The 20,862-nt window shown below is 60.7% G+C and carries 22 protein-coding genes and 1 pseudogene; 10 read left to right on the top strand and 13 right to left on the bottom strand.

Annotated features, from left to right (window positions below; all coding sequences use genetic code 11):
* Positions 1–61 precede the first annotated feature (61 nt).
* Together metH and RE4_RS29475 are read left to right on the top strand one after the other, a co-directional pair.
* The gene (gene metH / locus RE4_RS29480; protein ID WP_060939848.1) at positions 62–3,631 is read left to right on the top strand and encodes a methionine synthase; all 3,570 of its coding nucleotides are present in this window, start codon (positions 62–64) and stop codon (positions 3,629–3,631) included.
* The gene (locus RE4_RS29475) at positions 3,624–3,941 is read left to right on the top strand and encodes an MGMT family protein (RefSeq protein WP_044480964.1); all 318 of its coding nucleotides are present in this window, start codon (positions 3,624–3,626) and stop codon (positions 3,939–3,941) included. The genes metH and RE4_RS29475 overlap by 8 nt, the downstream gene beginning before the upstream one ends.
* A 378-nt stretch (positions 3,942–4,319) precedes the next feature.
* On the opposite strand, the gene RE4_RS29470 is transcribed toward RE4_RS29475, so the two are convergent.
* The 3 genes from RE4_RS29470 to RE4_RS29460 form a co-directional block, all read right to left on the bottom strand.
* Complete coding sequence (locus RE4_RS29470) at positions 4,320–4,907, bottom strand: uracil-DNA glycosylase family protein (RefSeq protein WP_024488099.1); 588 nt, start codon at positions 4,905–4,907, stop codon at positions 4,320–4,322.
* A gap of 144 nt (positions 4,908–5,051) precedes the next feature.
* On the bottom strand, positions 5,052–5,711 hold the full coding sequence (locus tag RE4_RS29465; RefSeq protein ID WP_024488100.1) for a carbonic anhydrase: 660 nt from the start codon (positions 5,709–5,711) through the stop codon (positions 5,052–5,054).
* A gap of 342 nt (positions 5,712–6,053) precedes the next feature.
* Complete coding sequence (locus RE4_RS29460) at positions 6,054–6,593, bottom strand: DUF488 domain-containing protein (protein WP_024488101.1); 540 nt, start codon at positions 6,591–6,593, stop codon at positions 6,054–6,056.
* A 420-nt stretch (positions 6,594–7,013) separates the two neighbouring features.
* On the opposite strand from RE4_RS29460, the gene RE4_RS29455 reads away from it, so the two are divergent.
* The 6 genes from RE4_RS29455 (at position 7,014) to RE4_RS29430 (ending at position 9,730) form a co-directional block, all read left to right on the top strand.
* Positions 7,014–7,961: a recombinase family protein gene (locus RE4_RS29455; protein ID WP_024488102.1), complete on the top strand. Its 948-nt coding sequence runs from the start codon at positions 7,014–7,016 to the stop codon at positions 7,959–7,961.
* A gap of 133 nt (positions 7,962–8,094) precedes the next feature.
* Positions 8,095–8,415: a hypothetical protein gene (locus RE4_RS29450; RefSeq protein ID WP_021334485.1), complete on the top strand. Its 321-nt coding sequence runs from the start codon at positions 8,095–8,097 to the stop codon at positions 8,413–8,415.
* A gap of 6 nt (positions 8,416–8,421) precedes the next feature.
* On the top strand, positions 8,422–8,997 hold the full coding sequence (locus RE4_RS29445) for a DnaB-like helicase N-terminal domain-containing protein (protein WP_060939845.1): 576 nt from the start codon (positions 8,422–8,424) through the stop codon (positions 8,995–8,997).
* Positions 8,994–9,239 carry a DUF1206 domain-containing protein gene (locus tag RE4_RS29440; protein WP_024488087.1) on the top strand — a complete coding sequence of 82 codons (246 nt, stop codon included), beginning with the start codon at positions 8,994–8,996 and terminating at the stop codon, positions 9,237–9,239. Before RE4_RS29445 ends, RE4_RS29440 begins: the two co-directional genes overlap by 4 nt.
* Complete coding sequence (locus tag RE4_RS29435; protein WP_060939844.1) at positions 9,239–9,418, top strand: hypothetical protein; 180 nt, start codon at positions 9,239–9,241, stop codon at positions 9,416–9,418. The genes RE4_RS29440 and RE4_RS29435 overlap by 1 nt, the downstream gene beginning before the upstream one ends.
* A 90-nt stretch (positions 9,419–9,508) precedes the next feature.
* On the top strand, positions 9,509–9,730 hold the full coding sequence (locus RE4_RS29430) for a hypothetical protein (RefSeq protein ID WP_024488088.1): 222 nt from the start codon (positions 9,509–9,511) through the stop codon (positions 9,728–9,730).
* Positions 9,731–9,984: 254 nt separating this feature from the next.
* Here the strand turns inward: RE4_RS29430 and RE4_RS29425 are convergent, their stop codons facing one another.
* Together RE4_RS29425 and RE4_RS29420 are read right to left on the bottom strand one after the other, a co-directional pair.
* Positions 9,985–10,368 carry a hypothetical protein gene (locus RE4_RS29425; RefSeq protein WP_024488089.1) on the bottom strand — a complete coding sequence of 128 codons (384 nt, stop codon included), beginning with the start codon at positions 10,366–10,368 and terminating at the stop codon, positions 9,985–9,987.
* An 8-nt stretch (positions 10,369–10,376) separates the two neighbouring features.
* On the bottom strand, positions 10,377–10,967 hold the full coding sequence (locus RE4_RS29420; RefSeq protein WP_024488090.1) for a hypothetical protein: 591 nt from the start codon (positions 10,965–10,967) through the stop codon (positions 10,377–10,379).
* A 722-nt stretch (positions 10,968–11,689) separates the two neighbouring features.
* On the opposite strand from RE4_RS29420, the gene RE4_RS29415 reads away from it, so the two are divergent.
* On the top strand, positions 11,690–14,056 hold the full coding sequence (locus RE4_RS29415) for an arylsulfatase (protein WP_024488091.1): 2,367 nt from the start codon (positions 11,690–11,692) through the stop codon (positions 14,054–14,056).
* Positions 14,057–14,247: 191 nt separating this feature from the next.
* Here the strand turns inward: RE4_RS29415 and RE4_RS31925 are convergent, their stop codons facing one another.
* From RE4_RS31925 to RE4_RS31920, 7 genes and pseudogenes are all read right to left on the bottom strand, one after another.
* Complete coding sequence (locus tag RE4_RS31925) at positions 14,248–14,514, bottom strand: three-helix bundle dimerization domain-containing protein (RefSeq protein WP_367187217.1); 267 nt, start codon at positions 14,512–14,514, stop codon at positions 14,248–14,250.
* A 145-nt stretch (positions 14,515–14,659) separates the two neighbouring features.
* A complete protein-coding gene (locus RE4_RS29410) occupies positions 14,660–15,628 on the bottom strand; it encodes a TIGR00341 family protein (protein WP_060939843.1) in 969 nt (322 codons plus the stop codon).
* 616 nt (positions 15,629–16,244) lie between these two features.
* A complete protein-coding gene (locus RE4_RS30925; protein WP_081098455.1) occupies positions 16,245–16,478 on the bottom strand; it encodes a hypothetical protein in 234 nt (77 codons plus the stop codon).
* A gap of 159 nt (positions 16,479–16,637) precedes the next feature.
* Positions 16,638–16,808 carry a hypothetical protein gene (locus tag RE4_RS31395; protein ID WP_169801356.1) on the bottom strand — a complete coding sequence of 57 codons (171 nt, stop codon included), beginning with the start codon at positions 16,806–16,808 and terminating at the stop codon, positions 16,638–16,640.
* A 253-nt stretch (positions 16,809–17,061) separates the two neighbouring features.
* Complete coding sequence (locus RE4_RS29400) at positions 17,062–17,376, bottom strand: helix-turn-helix domain-containing protein (protein WP_024488077.1); 315 nt, start codon at positions 17,374–17,376, stop codon at positions 17,062–17,064.
* Positions 17,377–17,628: 252 nt separating this feature from the next.
* Positions 17,629–18,015: a hypothetical protein gene (locus RE4_RS31730; protein WP_238077179.1), complete on the bottom strand. Its 387-nt coding sequence runs from the start codon at positions 18,013–18,015 to the stop codon at positions 17,629–17,631.
* A gap of 39 nt (positions 18,016–18,054) precedes the next feature.
* Positions 18,055–18,264, bottom strand: a pseudogene (locus RE4_RS31920) (TetR/AcrR family transcriptional regulator); the annotation flags it as partial.
* 108 nt (positions 18,265–18,372) lie between these two features.
* Between RE4_RS31920 and RE4_RS29390 the strand changes: the two are divergent.
* The gene (locus tag RE4_RS29390; RefSeq protein WP_024488075.1) at positions 18,373–18,957 is read left to right on the top strand and encodes an NAD-dependent epimerase/dehydratase family protein; all 585 of its coding nucleotides are present in this window, start codon (positions 18,373–18,375) and stop codon (positions 18,955–18,957) included.
* A gap of 491 nt (positions 18,958–19,448) precedes the next feature.
* Here RE4_RS29390 and RE4_RS29385 read toward each other — a convergent pair whose 3' ends face one another.
* Positions 19,449–20,792 (bottom strand): DUF2254 domain-containing protein, encoded by a 1,344-nt coding sequence (locus RE4_RS29385; protein WP_024488074.1) that lies wholly within the window; start codon positions 20,790–20,792, stop codon positions 19,449–19,451.
* Between the last annotated feature and the right edge of the window lie 70 nt (positions 20,793–20,862).

Here is a 20,862-nt window from a genome sequence, read left to right as displayed (position 1 = left end):
GAACCGATTCGAGTCCAACGAGTCGATCGCCCCTGTGTCCTCGGAGTCCATGGCCGGCGGCATGTCCGGCCCGTTGAACTCTGCCCTGCTTGATGCGCTGAAACAGCGCGTTGTCATCGGCGACGGAGCGATGGGCACCATGTTGCAGGCCGCGGACCTCACCCTGGACGACTTCCTCGGCCTCGAGGGGTGCAATGAGATCCTCAACGACACCCGTCCCGACGTGCTCAAAGACATCCACCGTGCGTACTTCGCCGCTGGTGCCGATGCCGTCGAGACCAACACCTTCGGTTGCAACCTGCCCAACCTCGCCGACTACGACATCTCTCACCGGATCCGCGAACTCGCGGAAAAAGGCACTGCTCTCGCCCGTGAAGTAGCGGACGAGATGGGACCAGGCCGCGACGGCATGGCCCGATTCGTACTCGGCTCGATGGGACCGGGAACCAAGCTCCCCAGCCTCGGACACGCACCGTACGCAGTCCTTCGTGACGCGTACACCGAAGCTGCGCTCGGCATGATCGACGGTGGCGCCGACGCCATCCTCGTCGAAACCTGCCAGGACCTGCTTCAGGTGAAGGCTGCCATTCTCGGCAGTCAGCGCGCGATGGAGCAACTCGGACTGCGGTTGCCGATCATCACGCACGTGACGGTAGAGACAACTGGAACGATGCTCCTGGGCAGTGAGATCGGTGCGGCGCTGACGGCACTCGAGCCACTCGGTATCGACATGATCGGCCTGAACTGTGCCACCGGGCCGGCCGAGATGAGCGAACATCTCCGGCACCTGTCCAAGTACTCGACGCTGCCGGTGTCGGTCATGCCCAATGCCGGTCTGCCGCAGCTCGGCCCCAAGGGCGCCGAGTACCCGCTGACCGCCGACGAATTGGCCGAAGCCCTCAGTGGTTTCGTTTCCGAGTTCGGACTCGGCCTCGTAGGCGGCTGCTGCGGTACGACACCCGAGCACATCAGCGCGGTCGCCGACGCGGTCCGTCAGGTCGAGAAGGCCCAGCGCACCCCGATCCACGAGCCGAGTACCTCTTCGCTGTACTCGGCGGTGCCGTTCGAGCAGGACGCCAGCATCCTGATGATCGGTGAACGCACGAACTCCAACGGCTCCAAGGCTTTCCGCGAGGCAATGCTCTCCGCGGACTACCAGAAGTGCCTGGACATCGCCAAGGACCAGACCCGCGACGGCGCACACATGCTCGACCTCAACGTCGACTACGTGGGCCGCGACGGTGCCGCCGACATGTCGGAACTGGCCAGCCGTCTGGCGACGTCCTCGACGCTGCCGATCATGCTCGACTCCACCGAGCCTGCCGTGTTGCAGGCCGGTCTCGAACACCTCGGTGGCCGCTGCGCTGTCAACTCCGTCAACTACGAGGACGGCGCCGGCCCCGAATCGCGTTTTCACAAGATCATGACGTTGGTCAAGGAGCACGGCGCGGCGGTCGTCGCCCTGACCATCGACGAAGAGGGCCAGGCTCGCACCGCCGAGACGAAGGTCGCCATCGCCAAGCGTCTGATCGAGGACATCAAGGGAAACTGGGGACTCGCCGAGTCCGACATCATCGTCGACGCCTTGACCTTCCCCATCTCCACCGGTCAGGAAGAGGTGCGACGCGACGGCATCGAGACCATCGAAGCCATCCGTCAGCTCAAGGCTGCGTACCCGGAACTGCACTTCACCCTGGGTATCTCGAACATTTCGTTCGGTTTGAACCCGGCCGCACGGCAGGTCCTCAACTCGGTGTTCCTGCACGAGTGCACCGAGGCCGGTCTGGACACGGCGATCGTTCACGCGTCCAAGATTTTGCCGATGGCGCGAATTCCGGACGAGCAGCGTGAAACCGCACTCGACCTGGTCTACGACCGTCGTAGCGAGGGCTACGACCCGCTGCAGAAGCTGATGGCTCTGTTCGAGGGTGTCTCGGCTGCGTCGGCGCGCGAGTCCCGTGCGCAGGAACTCGCCGGACTTCCGTTGTTCGACCGGCTCGAGCGTCGCATCGTCGACGGCGAGCGCAACGGCCTCGACGACGATCTCACCGAAGCGATGACGGTCAAGTCCCCGATCGAAATCATCAACGAGACACTGCTTTCGGGCATGAAGACCGTCGGTGAACTGTTCGGTTCCGGACAGATGCAGTTGCCGTTCGTTCTGCAGTCCGCCGAGGTCATGAAGGCAGCAGTTGCGTTCCTCGAGCCGCACATGGAAGCGACGGACGACGACGGCAAGGGTCGCCTCGTCATTGCGACGGTCAAGGGCGACGTCCACGATATCGGCAAGAACCTTGTCGACATCATCTTGAGTAACAACGGTTACGACGTCGTGAACCTCGGCATCAAGCAGCCCATCGCGACCATTCTCGATGCTGCGATCGAGCACAAGGCCGATGTCATCGGCATGTCCGGACTGCTCGTGAAGTCGACAGTGGTCATGAAGGACAACCTCAAGGAACTGAACTCTCGCGGTGTCTCGGAACAGTTCCCGGTTTTGCTGGGTGGTGCCGCGCTGACGCGTTCGTACGTCGAGAACGATCTGCAGGAGGTGTACGAGGGCGACGTCAGCTATGCCCGCGACGCTTTCGAGGGTCTGAACTTGATGGACCAGATCATGACGACCAAGCGCGGCGGCGGCCCGGCGCCGGACAGCCCAGAGGCCATCGCTGCTCGCGAGAAGGCTGCCGAGCGTAAGGCTCGTCATGAGCGTTCCAAGCGCATCGCCGAAAAGCGTAAAGCTGCAGCGGTTCCCGTCGTCCTGCCGGAGCGTTCCGATGTCGCTACCGACATTGCGGTGCCGACACCGCCGTTCTGGGGCTCGCGCATCGTCAAGGGAATCTCTCTGTCCGAGTACTCGGGGCTGCTCGACGAGCGCGCTCTCTTCCTCGGCCAGTGGGGCCTTCGCGGTCAGCGCAAGGGCGACGGTCCGACGTACGAGGAACTGGTCGAGTCGGAAGGCCGTCCGCGACTTCGGTACTGGCTCGATCGGCTGACGTCCGAGGGCATCCTCGCGCACGCCGCGGTTGTGTACGGCTACTTCCCGGCGATCTCGGAGGGCGATGACGTCATCGTGCTCACCGAACCGAAACCGGATGCACCTGAACGGTTCCGGTTCACCTACCCGCGTCAGCATCGCGACCGTTTCCTGTGCATCGCTGACTTCGTGCGCTCGCGTAAGGAAGCAGAAGCGACCGGCCAGGTGGACGTTCTTCCGTTCCAGTTGGTGACGATGGGTCAGCCGATCGCGGACTTCGCCAACGAATTGTTCGCGTCGAACTCGTACCGTGATTACCTCGAAGTTCACGGAATCGGCGTCCAGCTCACGGAATCTCTGGCCGAGTACTGGCATCGACGCGTTCGTGAAGAGCTTGTGCTCCCCGAGGGGCATACCGTCGCGGAGCAGGACCCGACCGAGGTTGCCGGCTACTTCGATCTCGAGTACCGCGGCGCTCGTTACTCGTTCGGATACGGCGCGTGCCCGGACCTCGAGGACCGTGCCAAGTTGGTGGCGTTGCTCGAACCCGAGCGAATCGGCGTCGAATTGTCCGAGGAACTGCAGCTGCATCCCGAGCAGTCCACGGACGCTTTTGTCCTGCACCACCCGGAAGCAAAGTATTTCAATGTCTGAGTTGTTGACCGAAGTATCCGAAGAAGGACCCTCTCCGTTCGCTCGCCGCGTCCTCGACATCATCGACGGTATCCCGGCAGGCCGAGTGATGACATACGGACTGATCGCTACCCTCGTCAACGGACATCCTCGCCAAGTCGGGCAGGTCATGACCCGTTGGGCAGACGAAACCCAATGGCATCGCGTGGTCTACGCCAACGGCACTCCCGCTACCTGTCACGGCAATAGTGCTCTCGCCCTACTGCGCGACGAAGGAACGCCCATGCGTGGCGGACGGGTCGAGCTCATACACGCGTTGTGGAATGGATGATCCACCGGACGTGATGGCGAGAACCGTCCTGCAATCGCCTTTGACGAAATGCCATGTCCACCATGTGAATAAGTCTTCTTCACCCTGGTATCTGCCTCCCCGGGACCATGTCTTAAATCTGGTATGTCGGATGAGACACGGCCCCTCGCTGCGCGGCCTCGGCATGCTTCCAGTGAAATGGCAGTTGGCGACACATCCGGGGGCAGTGTGTAAGGCGCGAGAGCGTGTAGCGCCGGCGCGGCGTGTGAACGGGGTGAGCTCAGCGTCCGAGAGGTCCGTCCGGTATCGGTTCGGTGATGTAGACGGTCAATTGATCACTGACGAACACAGGTGTGTGCGTGCTTCGCGTTGAACTTCTACGTGAAGAAAAGAGATCTTTCACAGGGCGAGCGAACGAACTGCGGTCTGGACGATCGGCAACACGTCCTTCTCGAACCACAGGTTCTTGGCAAGCCACGGCTGGTTGCGCGGAGAAGGATGTGGGAGGGGAAGGTACCCCAACGGCAGGTAATCCTTCGCTGCTTTGACGGTCTCGGTCAGCGTCGGCTTGCGCCGACCACGTAGATAATGTGCCTGCGCATACTGACCGACCAACACCGTGAGTCGGACGTCGAGCAAACGATCGTTCAGTGCCTCATGCCAATGAGATGCGCATTCGGATCTCGGTGGTTTATCGCCCGACCTGGCTTTGCCTGGATAGCAAAAGCCCATCGACATGACGGCTACCTTGTCCGGGTCGTAGAACTCTGTGGGCGTCAGACCGAGCCAAGTGCGCAGGCGGTCACCTGAGGGATCGTCCCAGGGAACACCCGTCGTATGGACTTTGCGGCCGGGCGCCTGGCCGATCACACGCAGCCGAGCCGATGGGCCTGCTTGCAGTACGGGACGCGGTCCGCACGGCAGGTGGTCCGCGCAGAGCGTGCACCGTCGGATGTCCCTGAGCAACTCAGCCAATGGTTCCGGCATATTCCCCCATCTCCGGGGTCGAGGCAAGCATAGAAGTGACGTCGTTATCGGATGCGTTCGAGGTCGTCGGCGTACCGGGAAATCACCGTAATTCGGGTGGAAGGCTCGAAGCCGCGTCGGTAGGCCGGCTGACAGGTTCCTCAGTCAGCGGGCAGCGGGGCGTCGAGCCCCCCCAGTATTTGGCACGGTTTCTCCTATGTCTCCAACCGTGCCTCGAAGACGCATATGCCCGTCGGACAATGTGTAGGTGACGCCGACGATCGCGCAGGCGCCTTTGTCCACTTTTTCCGCGATGATCCGCGACCTCTGCATAATCAACGACCCTGTTTCCACCACATGATGGCCTTCGAGTTCGTCGACCGTCGACAATCCCTCGCGACGGCCCATCAGGATCGAGGGGGTGACGCGCTCGATCACACTACGAATGAAACCGTCGGGCACCGCGTTCTTGTCCAAGGCATCGAGAGTGGCTTTCACTGCGCCGCAACTGTCGTGGCCGAGGACGACGATGAGTGGCACATCGAGCACGTCTATGGCGTATTCGATCGAACCGAGCACCGAATCGTCGAGCACATGACCTGCCGTGCGCACGACGAACATGTCGCCGAGACCCTGATCGAAGATGATCTCGGCGGCTACGCGCGAATCACCGCAACCGAACAGCACCGCGGTGGGATGCTGTTCGTTGACCAGCTTCGCGCGGTCGACGATTCCCTGGCTCGGGTGAATGGACGCGTCGTTGATAAATCGCTCGTTACCCTCACGAAGAGACTTCCAAGCGGAAATGGGGCTTGAACGTGGCATTCATTCATTGTGCACACGACGTCTTCCGCATTGCTGACAGGGTTGCACTAATCCACAAGTGGTGAGGTACGACCAGAAGGTAAGCACGAACGCGTCCGTTCGATACACGTATCTGTACTCCGCGATCGACTGCAGTACCTCTTCGACCTCACGGCGAGAGTCGACAACGAACCTCCTGTACCAACGGTCGCTGTGATAGCGAATGACCGCGTGTTCGTGATCGCGCAGGGACTTGGCCGGATCGAGCGCGCGATCACTAACAATGGATCATGCCGTCGGGTAGTTGGGTTTCCGTGTCTGCGGAAACTCTTCGGCTCACTTCACCCACTGAGCCCAGTGCGCTCAAGGCGACGTCTCCGACGAGGCCGGGTAACTCACACGCGACCCGTCAACGCGCGCGAACGAGGTGAGCGTATGCGGAGGTGCCGACTTCTTGGTCATGATGTCGAGCACGACGACACCGCGCACCACGAGCGCATCGCCGATCATCGAACGATGGCATCGCCACGGCACAGCTTCCGCGCACATGATCGCTGCATCGCTGTTGTGTCCTCGCTCCACGAGCAGGTCGATCGCATCGGCAAACTCTTCTGTCTGCATGTAGTCCGCGTACCCCTGGAACGACGCGTTCCGCCAGGCACCGTTGATGCTGTCCTTGCGTACATGACGCAAACCGCCCAATGCCGTCATACGGCGGTACGTGATCTTGCGCGCACGCACGCTCGCCGCCAAAGCAGCCTCACCGAACTGCGGATTGTGCCGGGACTTGGCGATGGTACGCACGTCGATCAATTTCCTGATCCCGTACGTCTCCAAGAGATCAATGAACTCGTCGATCGGGTGCGTTGAGTGTCCGACAGTGTAAATCGTGATATCTGACATGACGCCACGCTACGTCGCCTTCACCCCGCAGACGTCGTACCGAACCGAAGACCATGCGGTCGGCGGAGGGCAACGCCTGCCCGGCGGCCGGCCACCTTCGGTGTCCCCCGAAATGAACTCCGCTTCCGTCTGGAAAGCCTTCTCTTTGTTTTCCTTAACCTCTTTGGCGGGCGGTTTCGCGTTGTTGCTCGTAGGTTTCGGAGCTGCCTGGGGACGCTGCGGTATGGCTTATTTGTTTTCGCTGTGTGTATGGCCGGAAAGGAATGGCCGCCGCCGGTGTTCTCGACGACTCGATTGCTTATTGCACAGAACACCGCCACTTAGCAAATAGGGGCCACAACGTACACCCAGCCCATGCTTGTCTGGACCTCGTGTCGTAAAACTATGTCGAATAACCCTGCTTCTGAGTATTGTCGACAGATGTTGTTCGGTTACGCACGAGTCTCGAGTGCAGATCAGAATCCAGCTCACCAAGTCGACGCGTTGGCGCAGGCGGGCGTCGAGGTCGAGAACATTCATCTCGATCATGCCGGCGGTGCGAAAGCCTCACGCCCGCAACTCGATGTCGTTCTGGCGCGGTTGCGGGGTGGGGACACGTTGGTGATCACTCGCCTCGACAGATTGGGGCGCTCGGTACTGCATCTGATCACCCTCGGTGCGCAGCTGCGCGAGCGCGGGATCGAGTTGAAGGTCCTCGAGCAGGGAATCGACACATCGACCGCGGAAGGCCGGGCGATGTTCGGGATGCTGTCGGTACTCGCGGAACTTCAGCGTGAGCTGATTGTGGCGAACACTCGGGACGGCTTGGCCGCTGCGCGGGCGCGCGGCAGAAAGGGCGGCCGCCCATCGAAGCTTACCGACGATCAAATCGCGCTCGCTCAGCGACTGTACGACGCGGGGGAGAATACGGTCGCGCAGATTGCGGCGATGTTGAACGTGCCCCGCACGACTGTGTACGGCCATCTCAACAAGAACAAGTCAGCTTCGACCTCCACAGCGCATCCTCCCGGGGACGTTCCTGTGAATTCTGTTGTGCACGTGCGAGTGCCACGCACCTGCCCGACATGTGGTTACGAGCCGAGTACGCGAGCGGAAGCCGCTCATCAACGGGGCGACCTGGCCGTTGCATGGCTCCATCCGGATGTCGACGATCCGAATGCGGTCGTCATCCGTTCGCACTGTCGCCATTGCGAACCCGAGCCACCCGCTTTCGACGTCGCGTGCGCCGTATGCGGTGACGGTCCAATTCTTGCCGACACCTTCGCGCAGGCCGCGGCAGTCGAAGGTCTCCCGGTTCCTGTTCAACAGTGGCTGACTGCCAGTGGGTGGAATTTGATGCCCACCCTCCTGTGCCCGGACCACCGATGAGAGGCGACGATATGGATTTATCAGTGAAAACCCAAGCGGACCTGCGTAAACGAATAGTGCACGGTTGGAATACCGACACTCCACCAGTCACGGCCGCCTGACCACGCACTTTCACCAGCGAAGCGAGGACGCCATGACCGCAGCAGCATTCACCTTCACTCCCGACGCAGACTTCGTCGACCGCGCACTCGACGCCGAGCTCCGCCGCGACAGCGAATCCGTCGACCGCAAACTCCGCACCATGCTCGCAGCTCTCGACGACTCCCTCGCCGGAATCAGTGATGCACGCGAAGAACTGCACACCCTCTACACCGCCCCCGGCACGGACACCGCCGGAGATGTTTCCGCCCATGACCAGGACATCGCAACTCATCTCGCCGAGGCTGCCCGCAACCTCCGCGCGGCCGCCGAGATCCTGCGCAGCCACCGGCAACTCACCTCACCGCGACCCTGACCTTCCATGCCCACCGGCGACAGCAAGGACCCCGACGTGACACTCTCACTGGCCACCGCCCCTGACTTCGACGACCTCACCGACAACGAAGCCGAGATCGACGAGTACAGCACCGCCCTCGACGTCGAAGCTCAACTCCTGTGCTCGCTGCTCTGGGCGCCGGCCGAGAGCGCGAAGCGTGCCGTCGCAGCCTTGACCAGCGCAGACTTCTACCGGCCTGTGAACGCAGCACTGTTCACCGCCATCGAGGAGCTAGTCACTGCCGGAAAACCGCACAACAGTGCCCACGTCTTCACCACCTTGCAGCAAGAAGGCCGCACCAGCGGGCACCTCGGGAAACAACTCACCAAAGCACTCACCGACATCACCACCATCGGCGTCCCCTCCGCCGAACTCGAGCACAACATCACAGCAGTCCTCACCCAGGCATACCGCCGCGGATTCCGCGAAGCAGCACGATCCCTCGCCCAAGCCGCCGAAGAACTCCCCGAAGACCAACTGTTCGAGCACCTGCTCAGCATCGGCCGCGAACGCCGCGCAGCCTCCCAACGCCTCGCAGCCATCCGAGAAGGCAGACCATGACCGAGAGCGAGTCGCAGCCGAAACACCGTGGCAGATCAACACATTTCATCGGCAACATCGTCCTCGGAATCCTGTACCTGGCGCTCGCAGTATTCGTCCTGACTGTCGCCATCGCAGGCACCACCACCGGCCCCGTCCTCGCGGTGCTCGCCGGAACAGGGTTGGCCGCGTTAGCGCTTCACCACTTCATCGCAGCTCGCAAACTCCGCCACGCGCCCTCCGCGAAAGGTGACTCCCAGTGATGAACGACGACGAACACGACGACGAACACGACGCCTGGCAGCTGCACCACCACGGAGCCAGCTGGGAAGACATCGGCATCGAAATGGGATGCAGCCCCACCACCGCGCAAACCCTCGCAGCCGCCTACGAGAAACGCACCGACACAGCAGCCCACGACGCGCAAAACGCCCTGTTCTGACCGGTCGAGACTGCAATCCCTGTCGGACTCGCACGGCACACTCACCGCCAACAGCACGCTCGAATCACCCACGAGAAGGAGGACAACCGCATGGCTACCGCCGCGATCATCGCCGTAGCAGCACTCTTGATCTGGGGATTCGGATCGATCATCGCCCGCCTCGCAGGAGCGATCGCAGTCTTCGAAGGTCTGCTTCGCATCGGGTTCACCGGCAGCGCACCCGCCGCCTATGCCATCCTCGCCGCCGGCCTCGCAATCTGGATGACCGGACACTGGATCTGGGCGTTCAAACACAAAGCATGGCGCACCTGACTCGCACTGACCGCCTACAGCCTCCCCGGACTCCACCACCTCGCACCCATCCCCACCAAACAGGCCCCACACACCACCGTGTGGCCGAGCAAACACTGAGAGAGGTGCGGTCGGTGATGGTGTGGCCGGCGGTCAACCTCAGATGCCGGTAGATCAGCGGTTCAGATGGGGTAGGTCCCGAACCAACTATGGCTCGTTCCGGTCGAAACCGGAACGAGCCATAATCTTTTCAATCTCAGGGTGAGACCATGTTCTCACTCATGACCGATCTTCGGTGAGTCAGATGAATATCCCGCGATCCGATTGACCCATCGGCGAGTACGAGGATCACCGACGACGAATCCGGGAATGATCGGCGCAGTCACTGCAATGATGATCGCCCTGGTGTAATCCCCGCTAGCAGCTTCCGCCACTGCGACCACAGCCCCTAACGATAGGTACGTGACGGCGACGAACACTGCTGGTTCCTGGTGACGGACCCGAATTCTCCACCCAAAGATCGCCACTGCAGCGATCAGACACAGAACCAAGAGCATCAACCGCCAACTGAACTCATCCGACAGGGCTGTGGTGTGTTGACCGACGATCACCACGCAGGCAATCGAAAGAACCACGGCCACCACGAGATTGAACTTCATGACACCTCTCAGTAGCAGTCAGATCCGGTGTGATGCTCGCCGTTCACGCCGATCGCAGGCGGCCACCATGTACCGGTTGCGCCGAACTTGAGCGCCAAGCACTTGCCCGTTGCCTGTGCCGAGATCGCCCACGCCGAGATGTTCACGACATTAGCCAAAACCACTTCCTGGAACGGCGGCGGGATCAGTGCGATCCACGGTAGCGCAGCGATTCCGCCGGCACCGGCAGCAGCCATCATGCGTGTTTCTTCCTTGTTGAAATACGCATGGCCCGACACGATCCCCCAGTCGAAACGAGGGTCGGCAACGATCGGAAAGGCGGTGTTCTCGTCGAATTCGACGATCTGCACAAGATCACTGCCTTCCACCTGCAGATAGGTCGGCACTGATTGACCGTTTGCATCCTTCGCCCACGGAACGGTGAACCCGCCGTGCGGCATCCGGTCCACGTTGAGAGAAACGGTCCCATCGCCCATGTCCTCGAGTTTTCCGCCCTCAGGTACCTGCACGGGGAAACGGAACGCATGAGGGGCGTCCGGTCGGTTGATATGGATCAAAGTCTGCGCACCGTCCGCCAATACCTTGGACTCGAACGTCACGGGCGGATCCTCGGTTGTAGCTGAGCGCTGTTGCAGCGTCTGCGGGAGTCCCCATCCAATGGAAACCCCATCTTCTGAGGTCGATCCGATCTCCTCCGGACTGGCACTTGCGGACCCAAGCCCGAAACTGAGAACAGTCGCTACCGCGGCAAATAGAACGACAAGGCGAGCCCACGCGCGGCGAAGACCGGTGTCTAATAAGGGTTTCATCAAATCTTCCACTCTGCTCACGACGGTGCGATAGCGGAAATTATCGTCACCTACCGCGCACAAACCCTGAGTGACCCCACGCCAGGGGCAATTGGGTGCCATCACGTCCTGAATTTCTGCTGCGGGCGGTGCGATGGCTCCCGAAATTTCTACAACTGACTCACAGCTCAGCGGCCTCGGCCGCGCCACCGAGGCGGTTCCGCAGGGATGGTGAGTCTCATCCTTTCGGGGTGATGTCCCTCGGCCTGAATCTTTCAATACTGTTCACACCGATATTTTGGTGACGACAAGGGGATGCCATGACCGGGCCGAGCCAATCTCCCTGTGGTCGATCGTGATCATCGCCCTCGATGGCGCTGTGATCTGGGCCGTTGCGACGTGGCGGCCCGACTCGATCTGATCAGATCAGATCCCAGTGAAACCACCTGCACGGGCGCGGATCCGATGCGCCCCTGCATACGTAGCCGCGAGCACCTTCCCACTGTTTGATCGAGCAGAATGAGGATTCGGACATGACAGACAAGTCGGGTGCACGTCGAGATTCACTACCCATCGCCGATCGCCAATATTTGGGGTTGGTGACCTACGACGCTAAGGATCCCGACACCACCTTCCCCCCGATCGAACCCCTGCAGCCACCTGAGGATGCCCCGAACGTTCTGGTGATATTGCTCGACGATGTGGGTTACGGGGCCAGCAGTGCGTTCGGGGGGCCCGCGGACACCCCGACTGCGGAGCGACTGCAAAGTGGTGGCCTCACCTACAACCGTTTCCACACCACGGCGCTGTGTGCACCGACCAGGGCCGCTCTTCTCAGTGGGCGCAATCATCATTCGGTCGGGATGGGCATGATTACCGAGACCGCGACGGCAGCTCCCGGATCATCCGGAATGCGACCGAACACTAAAGCGGCATTACCGATGACGTTGAAACTCAACGGATATTCCACGGCCCAGTTCGGCAAATGTCACGAGGTTCCGCCCTGGCAGACATCACCAGTTGGCCCGTTCGATGCCTGGCCGACCGGCGGCGGAGGTTTCGAGCACTTCTACGGATTCATCGGAGGCGAGAACAATCAGTACTACCCCGCTCTCTATGACGGGGTCAGTCCGATCGAACCGGACAAGACTCCAGAAGAGGGCTACCACCTGACCGAAGATCTCGCGGACCGGGCGATCGATTGGGTTCGCACTCAGAAAGCATTGGCCCCGCAGAAGCCGTTCTTCGTCTATTTTGCGCCCGGCGCCACGCATGCACCGCACCATGTCCCGCAGGAATGGGCCGACAAGTATGCGGGCAGGTTCGCCGGCGGTTGGGATGCACAACGCGAGGCAATCATCGCACGGCAGAAGGAACTCGGCGTGGTACCCGCCGACGCCGAACTGACGCCGCGACCGGAAGCGATTCCGTCCTGGGAAGAGATGAGCGATGACCTCAAACCGGTCCTGGAACGGCAGATGGAGATCTATGCAGGATTCCTCGAGCATACCGATTTTCATGTCGGCCGGGTCATCGACGCTGTGGAATCCATTGGTGCCCTGGATAACACGTTGATCTATTACATCATCGGCGACAACGGCGCCTCCGCAGAAGGCACAGTCAACGGCGCGTTCAACGAGATGGCGAATTTCAACGGGCTAGCCGCCATCGAAACCCCGGAATTCATGGCCGAAGTCAAAGACAAACTCGGAGGCGTCGATTCATACAACCACTACTCGGTGGGCTGGGCATGGGCGATGTGCACGCCGTTCCAATGGACCAAACAGGTCGCCTCGCACTGGGGTGGTACCCGCAACGGGACCATCGTGCACTGGCCCGCCGGGATCACCAGTAAAGGTGAGACTCGTTCTCAATTCACCCACGTCATCGATGTAGCGCCCACCATCCTCGAAGCCGCGGGGATACCCGAACCTACATTCGTCAACGGCGTCCAACAGTCACCCATCGAGGGCACCAGCATGAACTACACCTTCGAGTCGGCCGAGGCACCCGAACGTCACGACCTTCAATACTTCGAGATGGCCGGCAACCGCGGCATCTACTACAAGGGGTGGAGCGCAGTCACCCGGCACAGCACACCTTGGCTCCCTAACGAGGAACTACCCGCCCTCGATAATGACGTCTGGGAACTCTACGACGGCACTAACGACTGGTCCCAGGCCCGTGACCTGTCGAAAGAGCAACCGGAGCGGCTTGCGGCATTACAACGCCTATGGCTGATCGAGGCGGTGAAATACAACGTCCTTCCCATCGACGACCGCAGATTCGAGCGGCTCAATGCGACTATCGCGGGCCGGCCCCAACTGATCAAAGGCACCACTCAGGTCCTCTTCCCCGGAATGAAGCGACTCAGCGAGCACAGCGTCCTGGACATCAAGAACCGCTCCTTCAGCGTGACCGCCGCCGTCGACACAGCCAAAAAGGGCGCCACAAACGGAGTGATCATCGCCCAAGGTGGCCGATTCGGGGGATGGGCACTCTACGTGAAGGACGGATACGCCAGGTTCGTGTACAACCTGCTCGGAATGACCGAATTCACCACCACCGCAACGAAGGCACTCGCCGACGGCAGTCATCAGATCCGCGCCGAATTCGCGTACGACGGAGGTGGACTCGCCAAAGGCGGCGACGTGACCCTCTTCTACGATGGAACCGAAGCAGGAAGGGGCCGCGTAGAGCAAACCCAACCGATGATCTTCTCTGCAGACGAAACCACCGACATTGGCGACGACTACGGCATGCCCGTCAGCTCCGATTACGCCGGCGCCAGCAAGTTCAACGGCCGCATCGACGTCGTACAGATCGACGTCGGCGACGACGACCACACCCACCTCATCGACCCTGCACTCATCTCGAAGGTGGCAATATCACGGCAGTAGCAGCGAGTAAGCAACCAGCGTTGAGGCGCAAACCGCCCAGGTCTAAGGATGGAAAATGTCAAACCACGCCAACCCTGGAATAGAAAACCACGCCATAATCAGGCGAAAGTCACAGTTCTTTAGTGTCCGTGGACTACCGGCCGGTCGCGCTCCGAGCTCCAACATTGTTGGCGATGCACTCGAAAGCCTCGTCACATCAGAGTCCGTAAGGTGTACCAGTGACACTGCAGGGTGCTGGAGTAACTGAAGTCCGGTGAGTTACTCTGGTATGTCAGAACTGTGTGACCATATCTGCTAGGTGCGGGGTGTTGTGCCGCCGTTAATGCGGCGAGGGTATCGTTGACGGCGCGTTCGGCCAGCAATGGGACGAAATCACGAATTCCGCGGCCGGTGAAGTGACTATGAGCGTTTGTCAATGCTACCGCTGGTGCTTTGCAGCGCGCTGTGACTTGGCGCACGTGCGCTCACGGCACTCTTCGTTGTGCTGCTCATCTTCGCATTTTGCGCTGTATCGCGGTGAGGCTCAAGTGATGCGCAGCGATGTTGTTATGTTGTGCGGTAATGCGTTTCAGTGAAGATGGAAAGTGGTTGAAGTGATCACAGTTACCCCGCTGCGATCCTCGTCCCGACGGTATGGACGATCTGCACGTCCGGGTTCCACGGAATCAGTGCGTCGATCGATGCCTCCAGTTCCTCCAGTGGGGGAAGGGTTTCCGGGCCGAGCACGTCGATGGTGGCGGTGCTGCCCTGCCAGGTGACATCGGTGACCTCGGCTCCCGGAGTGTCTGCGAGCCACTGTTGCGCCGCGCTCCCGATCTGCCTCGCCCACAACGACGACAGGGAGTTGCCGACCATCGGAATCGCGACGACGATCAACAGAGCGGCAAGCACGAGGTATGCCCGCCGCCGCGACGTCTTCAAGATCCCGGCGTCGCGCGCGTACCCAGCTGCGACGAACACGCCTGTCGCAGTGATGATCATGGCAACAACGTTCGATGCGAACAGTACAAACGCGCCCACCGCCAAACTCGGTGACCCCGAGCCGAGGCAGACACCTACCACCGCCAACGGTGGGACAAGCGAAATTGCGATGGCGACACCGGGAAGTACGTCGCCGACATCTTTGCGCGCGATCGCGATGGCCCCGACCAAACCGGTCGCAAGTGCCGCTGTCAAGTCCATCAACGTCGGCGAAGTACGCCCAAGCACTTGGGAATTGGTCAGCACGTTGGAGGGATTCGGCAATACTTGAGCGAATGCGACACCCAATACGACGACGAGGCAGATGCCACCGACGACATAGACCAGGCTCCGCCCGACCAAAGCGCCTCGGCCAGTTGTGATACCCAGGCCGACCCCGAGAATTGGCGTCGACAAGGGAGCGACGATCATCGCTCCGATGACGGTTGCCGTGGAATCGCCCACGACACCGGCCACGGCGATCACTGCAGACAGCGTCAGCATCACCCAGAAGGCGGATCGCTTCGAATTTCGGTCCCCCACCGAGAAATTGAGCTTTTCGTCGAGCTCCGCCAATGTCCGACGCTGCTTCTCGGGAATCACCGCATACATTTATGCTCCTTCGACATCACGAGAAGGCCGCAGACTCAGTTGCGCGCTGGCACTTCCTGCGCGCAAGCTTCACATATTGCTCGTCCGAGCACTACCCTTCGCTGCGGGGTCTGAACGGATGTCCGTGCAGTCGCAGCGACACCGCTCAGTAACGAGACGATCGCAGTGCCGACGGCAAAGTAAGTAAATTGCCGTGTTGCCGATTTTCGACGCCAGGGTGGCGGTGGTGACGGACGGCCCCAACGCGGCAGCGACGGTCGCGAGCGCGCCGATCCTGCCGAAGAAGTTCGATGCTCTGCGTGTCGAGACCATCAGGACGTGCAGCAGCGCCGCCTCGATGGTGGCCTCGATGGCGAGTGGGCCTGCTTGCGGAATCGCTTGTCACCGCCTCAGGTTTGATCACCGGGTATCGAGAAGACCACGGACGATGAGCAGTCCGAGGGCGGCGGCCGGAATTGCCACGAGTGCAGTAGCAACTCCACCGCCCGGCGACCGCTTCGTGTCCAAAGTTCGAGGTGCGAACTGCTGGTTTGGCTCTGGTTCGTCGAACGCCTCCCTCGCTTGTTGCTGGCCTTTCTCCCTTCGGTTACCGTGTGTTGCCCGAGCTGGGCCGCTTTCATCCTCCGTGGGAGATCGCGTTGACCAAAGTCTGCCGCACATCACGCGTGCGCCCACGCGTGTTCGCCGTCCGCGTCCGAAAGATCGCGTGTATGTATCGCTCCGGCGCGCCGTAGAGGCACAACTTCAGCGGATGGCTGAGGGCCGGGCGGACGGGGTAATCACTGTCGACTACGTGGCGTACTACCACTTCGCCGCCGGTGAGTTCGTCTGCTGCGACATGCGGTGCCACAGTCGTCAGAACCGCAATGCGGCAACATGGAACGGCACTGTAAGAAACCGGGCGTTGCGGATTTTCTTCTGCGCTGGCGCTGTCGCGCTCGTACCTCTGTTTGCGGTAGGCATCAGCGCGCCACCTGCTCTGGTGCGCTGCCTACGGTTCGCGCGAATCTCAGTCGAGAGACGAGCCCTGGCTGTGCCGAGTGTGCGTACTTTCGTCAGCTATTTGCTGGACCAGTGTGCGTCGATGCTCAGAGAAGCGGCGCATGGCGTCGGCGTCGCCCGCCAGTTGTGCGCGTTCCAGCAGATGCTGACAGTTGTGTAGCTGTTCGGTGAGGGTCATCGTTGGCGTCATTCCAATCCGGGGTCGGGTGTATCCATGACCCTCGACTGTCTCATCTTCTTCGCCGATCTGGAATTTCGTGGACCGATCCAGTGGGAACCTCGAACGAGGTCGGTCTGGAGGTGCTGTGACCTTGGATCACAGATCCGACTGTGCTGTTCGTCTTCGGAACATTCTGTTGCTCAGCAGTTTCGCCTGGATTTCTGAAATCGGCTGCATCTGCTGTGTTGTTCGTACCCGAGAGGGTAGTGGACTACCGCCCTTCGGTTCTGCGGCCGATTTCTTCGAGCATTTGCCCGATAGTGAAGTGTCGCACTGACGCGGGAACTGCGTCCACGAGCCCTGACTCCTCCTCGGTCATGTAGTCGGCGGCGACGAGGACCTCTTGGATGTGGACGTCGAAGGCGTCGGCCGCACGACGCACGACGCCGTGTGAGGGCCGTCGAACAATCGACATCCACTGGCGCAACACCGATGGATATATACCGAGGGCGTGGGCGGCTTCCTTGACACTCCCATACCCGCGGAGATCAATTTGTGCTTGCACCCATGAACCGAAGTGACTCATAGGGGACATCGTTTCAGGCGGCCGGTGCCGACCCGGACCCGGTGATCGGATTCCAGATCGGAGTGTCGAGGTCCGGACTGGCCGGTCAGTGGTGAGACAGCTGGTATGGCCAGGAACCGGCTTTACTGCCTTGTGGATTTCCAGCTGCGTGGGCCGTCTGCGAGGTCTCTCGACCGCCGGCCGTTCAGGTGGCGGCGCTCGGCCACGTCGATGTCATGGTCACGGAGCCCTTGCGGCGGTCACGATCGTCGATCAGAGGCGGGTGCGAGTAGTCGTTCGACTACGAGGAATGCGACCGTAGCAGGGTTTGTATCGGAGCTGTGGGCGAGCACCCAATCGGTCAATTTCCATGACGACGGCAACAAGTATCTGTCGTTGAAGGTCGATGGGTGTTTCGCTGTCGATCTGCTCCAACTCTCGTCCAAGTTCGAGGGCTCGCTCGAGCCATGCTGTCGCTGAAAGGCGGAAGGTCTCCATTGCCGAAGAGTGGGGAGTGTCGGTGCAGTGAAATAGCCGCCCGGCGATCAGGGCGAGCGGTTCGGAGCGCGCCGCTTCCAGCAACTGTTCTGCCAGTTCACGCATTTTCGGCCAGAAGGTGGGAACATCGAGCAGTTCGAGGTTCGGCGGTGTCACCGACATCGTTAGCGCCTCGATCGCTGACTCCACCACACGTTCGAGCAGTCCTGCTTTGTCTCCGAAGAAGTGGTAGAAGGAGCTCTTCGGGAAGTGGGCCTGGGTCAAGATCAGGTTGAGCGAGGCTCGTTCGTAGCCGTGAGTGGCGAATGCCGTGCCGGCGGCCTCGAGTAGTGCACGAGTGCGTGCGGGGTCGGGGGGCGAGCAGGGCGTGCCATCAGATCCTCCGTTGTCGTCGTCTTGATTATCCGAGATGAGTGGGAATCACCGCACTCCGGACGTTCACGGCAGCGGCTTTGCAGTGTGGGGTGCGTGGAGTTGCCATTCTTGTACTAGTTGGTTCAAGAATGGAGTGGGTGCGATATGCAGACTGTTCTGGTCGCAGGAGCGACGGGATATATGGGCCGCTACCTTGTCCGTGAGCTTCACCGGCGCGGATATCGGGTGAAGGGGCTGGTGCGCTCGCGTGAGCGGGCAGAACAACGCGGTGAGTTCGGTGCACCCTCTCTTCTTGGGTTGGTTGACGAGTGGGTCGTTGCAGATGTCGGGAACGGTAGTGAGATGGACGGCCTGTGTGACGGAGTCGATCGAGTGGTCTCGGCGTTGGGGGTTACCAGACAGCGGGCAGATCCGTGGGACATCGACTTCCGTGCGAATCTGCGTTTGTTGGCTCTGGCGGAGCGCAGCGCCGTTTCGTCGTTTCTGTGCTATCACGAGATAATGGAATTAGCGTTTGCTGCTGTGGGGAAGCATGCCCGGACGGTGCGCGTTCCCGTACGAGTCGTTCGCCCCACGCTCTGGGTTGCCGATCGATTGGGGCCGCGTATGTCGTCGTTGACCAGATTCTTCCTCGAAGGCCTCCAATGTGACTCTGTCGGCGAACAGACCGGAACGCATCATCTCACCGAATACTTCAACGATTTGGCAGTGATCGATCAGGAAAGGTGAGTGCCCACCCGGGCATCGAACAGGACCCGGGGTTTCTGCAGCCGGCGCCGGGGTCTCGCCTACTCGTTCGGTGTGTCGGACCTGGTTGCGAGCTAGTTTACCGCGCCTGTGTGCGGGTACGCGAGATGTTGCGGTGTTGTTCGGACCGAGCACCGGCTGCGCCCGAGTGGATGGGGTCGTCGTGAATTTCTTCTATCCGTTGGCTGTCGCTTTGTACATCGTTTCCGCGCTGTGGCTAGGCAATTTCGGAACGTGGTGAACGCGGTGCGAGTCCCAACTGAGAAGGCAGAGGCAGTCAACCACGTTCGTTTCCGCAGATAGGCGCTCACGCTTCTGTTCGGTGTCGCTGTTTTTGCACTGGCAGGTGTTGGTCATGGCTGTGCCGGGGGAGCACGATCTACCGACAACGTCATGCACTCGAACCTCTGACACACCGTCCGGGAGATCCTCCGGAGTGCCCGCGGGCATATGTGCTTTTTACTCCGGGGTCCTCAGGTCTCCGATTCGACGGTCCGGCCGTTGTTTCGACTGTCCGAGGATTCGATATCGCCTTGGGCTGTGCGGATATCGGCTGTGCAGGCTTCGATATCCACCGTGCACGCTCCGGATGCGCAATAGGCGTCGTCGAGAAGCGTCAGTTGGCGCATTAGTGCGTCCCGAGTGTGTTGATACCGGGCGGCCGTGCCGATCCGCCGAGCCAGATCGATTGTTGCGGTGACAGCGATTGGATTCGGCACGGCATAGGTCCGCATTGCATCGAACACGGTATCGACTATCGCGGTAGGTGCGGTCCGATAGACGAGGAGTCGCAGGCTTCCTTGCTCGTCGACTCGTCCTTCGGGAATGTCGTTCCGCTGGACCAGCGGAACGAGGCCCACGGCCAGTTCTGCTAGCGCGTTCTTTGCCGTATAGGGATCGTTGGTGCTCGGTGACAGTGCGCGTACAGCCATTTCGGTAAGTTGTTGTACGGCGAAATCGATGTCTTGGTGAGGATTGCGGGCGTCGCCGAGGGAAAAGCATTTGCGGACCGCAGTGATCAGCTCGGCGCTGACCTCTCCCGAACGGACCCGTGCGAGTTCGTCGCCTACTAGAACATGTCTACCTCCGGCGGTGGTTATCTCCACTGTGCAACTGTGATGCACAGTGTGTCGGAGGATCGATTGTTCGTCGATCGTGACGATGAACCCGCTGGTGTCTGCTGATATGACAACATCGCCTGACAAGGCCGGATCACTACGGTCAACCGCAACGGCATTGTCGGGAGGCAACTCCGGATACATCTCGTCGACGCAGGAAACCAATTCGGATCGGACTCTTGCTGACAATGTCGACACTTGAATGGAATCGGCGATGTGGTGGATGAAATACACCAGCACGGCTACACAGATCACTGCCAGGATGACGGCAACATTGACTGCGATGTCCGGAACGAACGCCACATTGTCCGAAGACTGAGAACGGATCGAGCGAAGGACAGTCAGCGAGTACAGAAAGGTTGCGCTGAAAACTCCGAGGACGACTTGATTTCCACGATCGGCCATGAAATTCCGTACGAGGCGGGGCCCGTACGTTGAACTGGCCGTGGCGAGGACCGAAATCGTAATGGAAAACGATGTTGCCGCGACAGCGAGCATCGATCCGCCGATCGCACCGAGGATGCTGCGGCTCCCACTGACACCGACCTCGTAGAAGAAGTACCCGAAGGTATGCAACTGTCGTTCTTCGATCGAGTGGTCAAGCGAAATCAACCCCTGTGCCAGCAGGATCGCCAGAACGCCGAGTACAGCCGGGATGAACCAGAAAGATTCGCGGATCTGGAGCATTGTGTTGCGCAACGCAATTGCTCCTTGTCGGTGGTTTTCGGTTGACGACGGCTGTCGGTGAAATGTCTGCGGGTTGCGTTAG

The organism is Rhodococcus erythropolis NBRC 15567 (assembly GCF_001552595.1).
Taxonomy (GTDB): domain Bacteria; phylum Actinomycetota; class Actinomycetes; order Mycobacteriales; family Mycobacteriaceae; genus Rhodococcus_F; species Rhodococcus_F erythropolis.
This window is presented reverse-complemented; position numbering and strand designations above follow the sequence as displayed.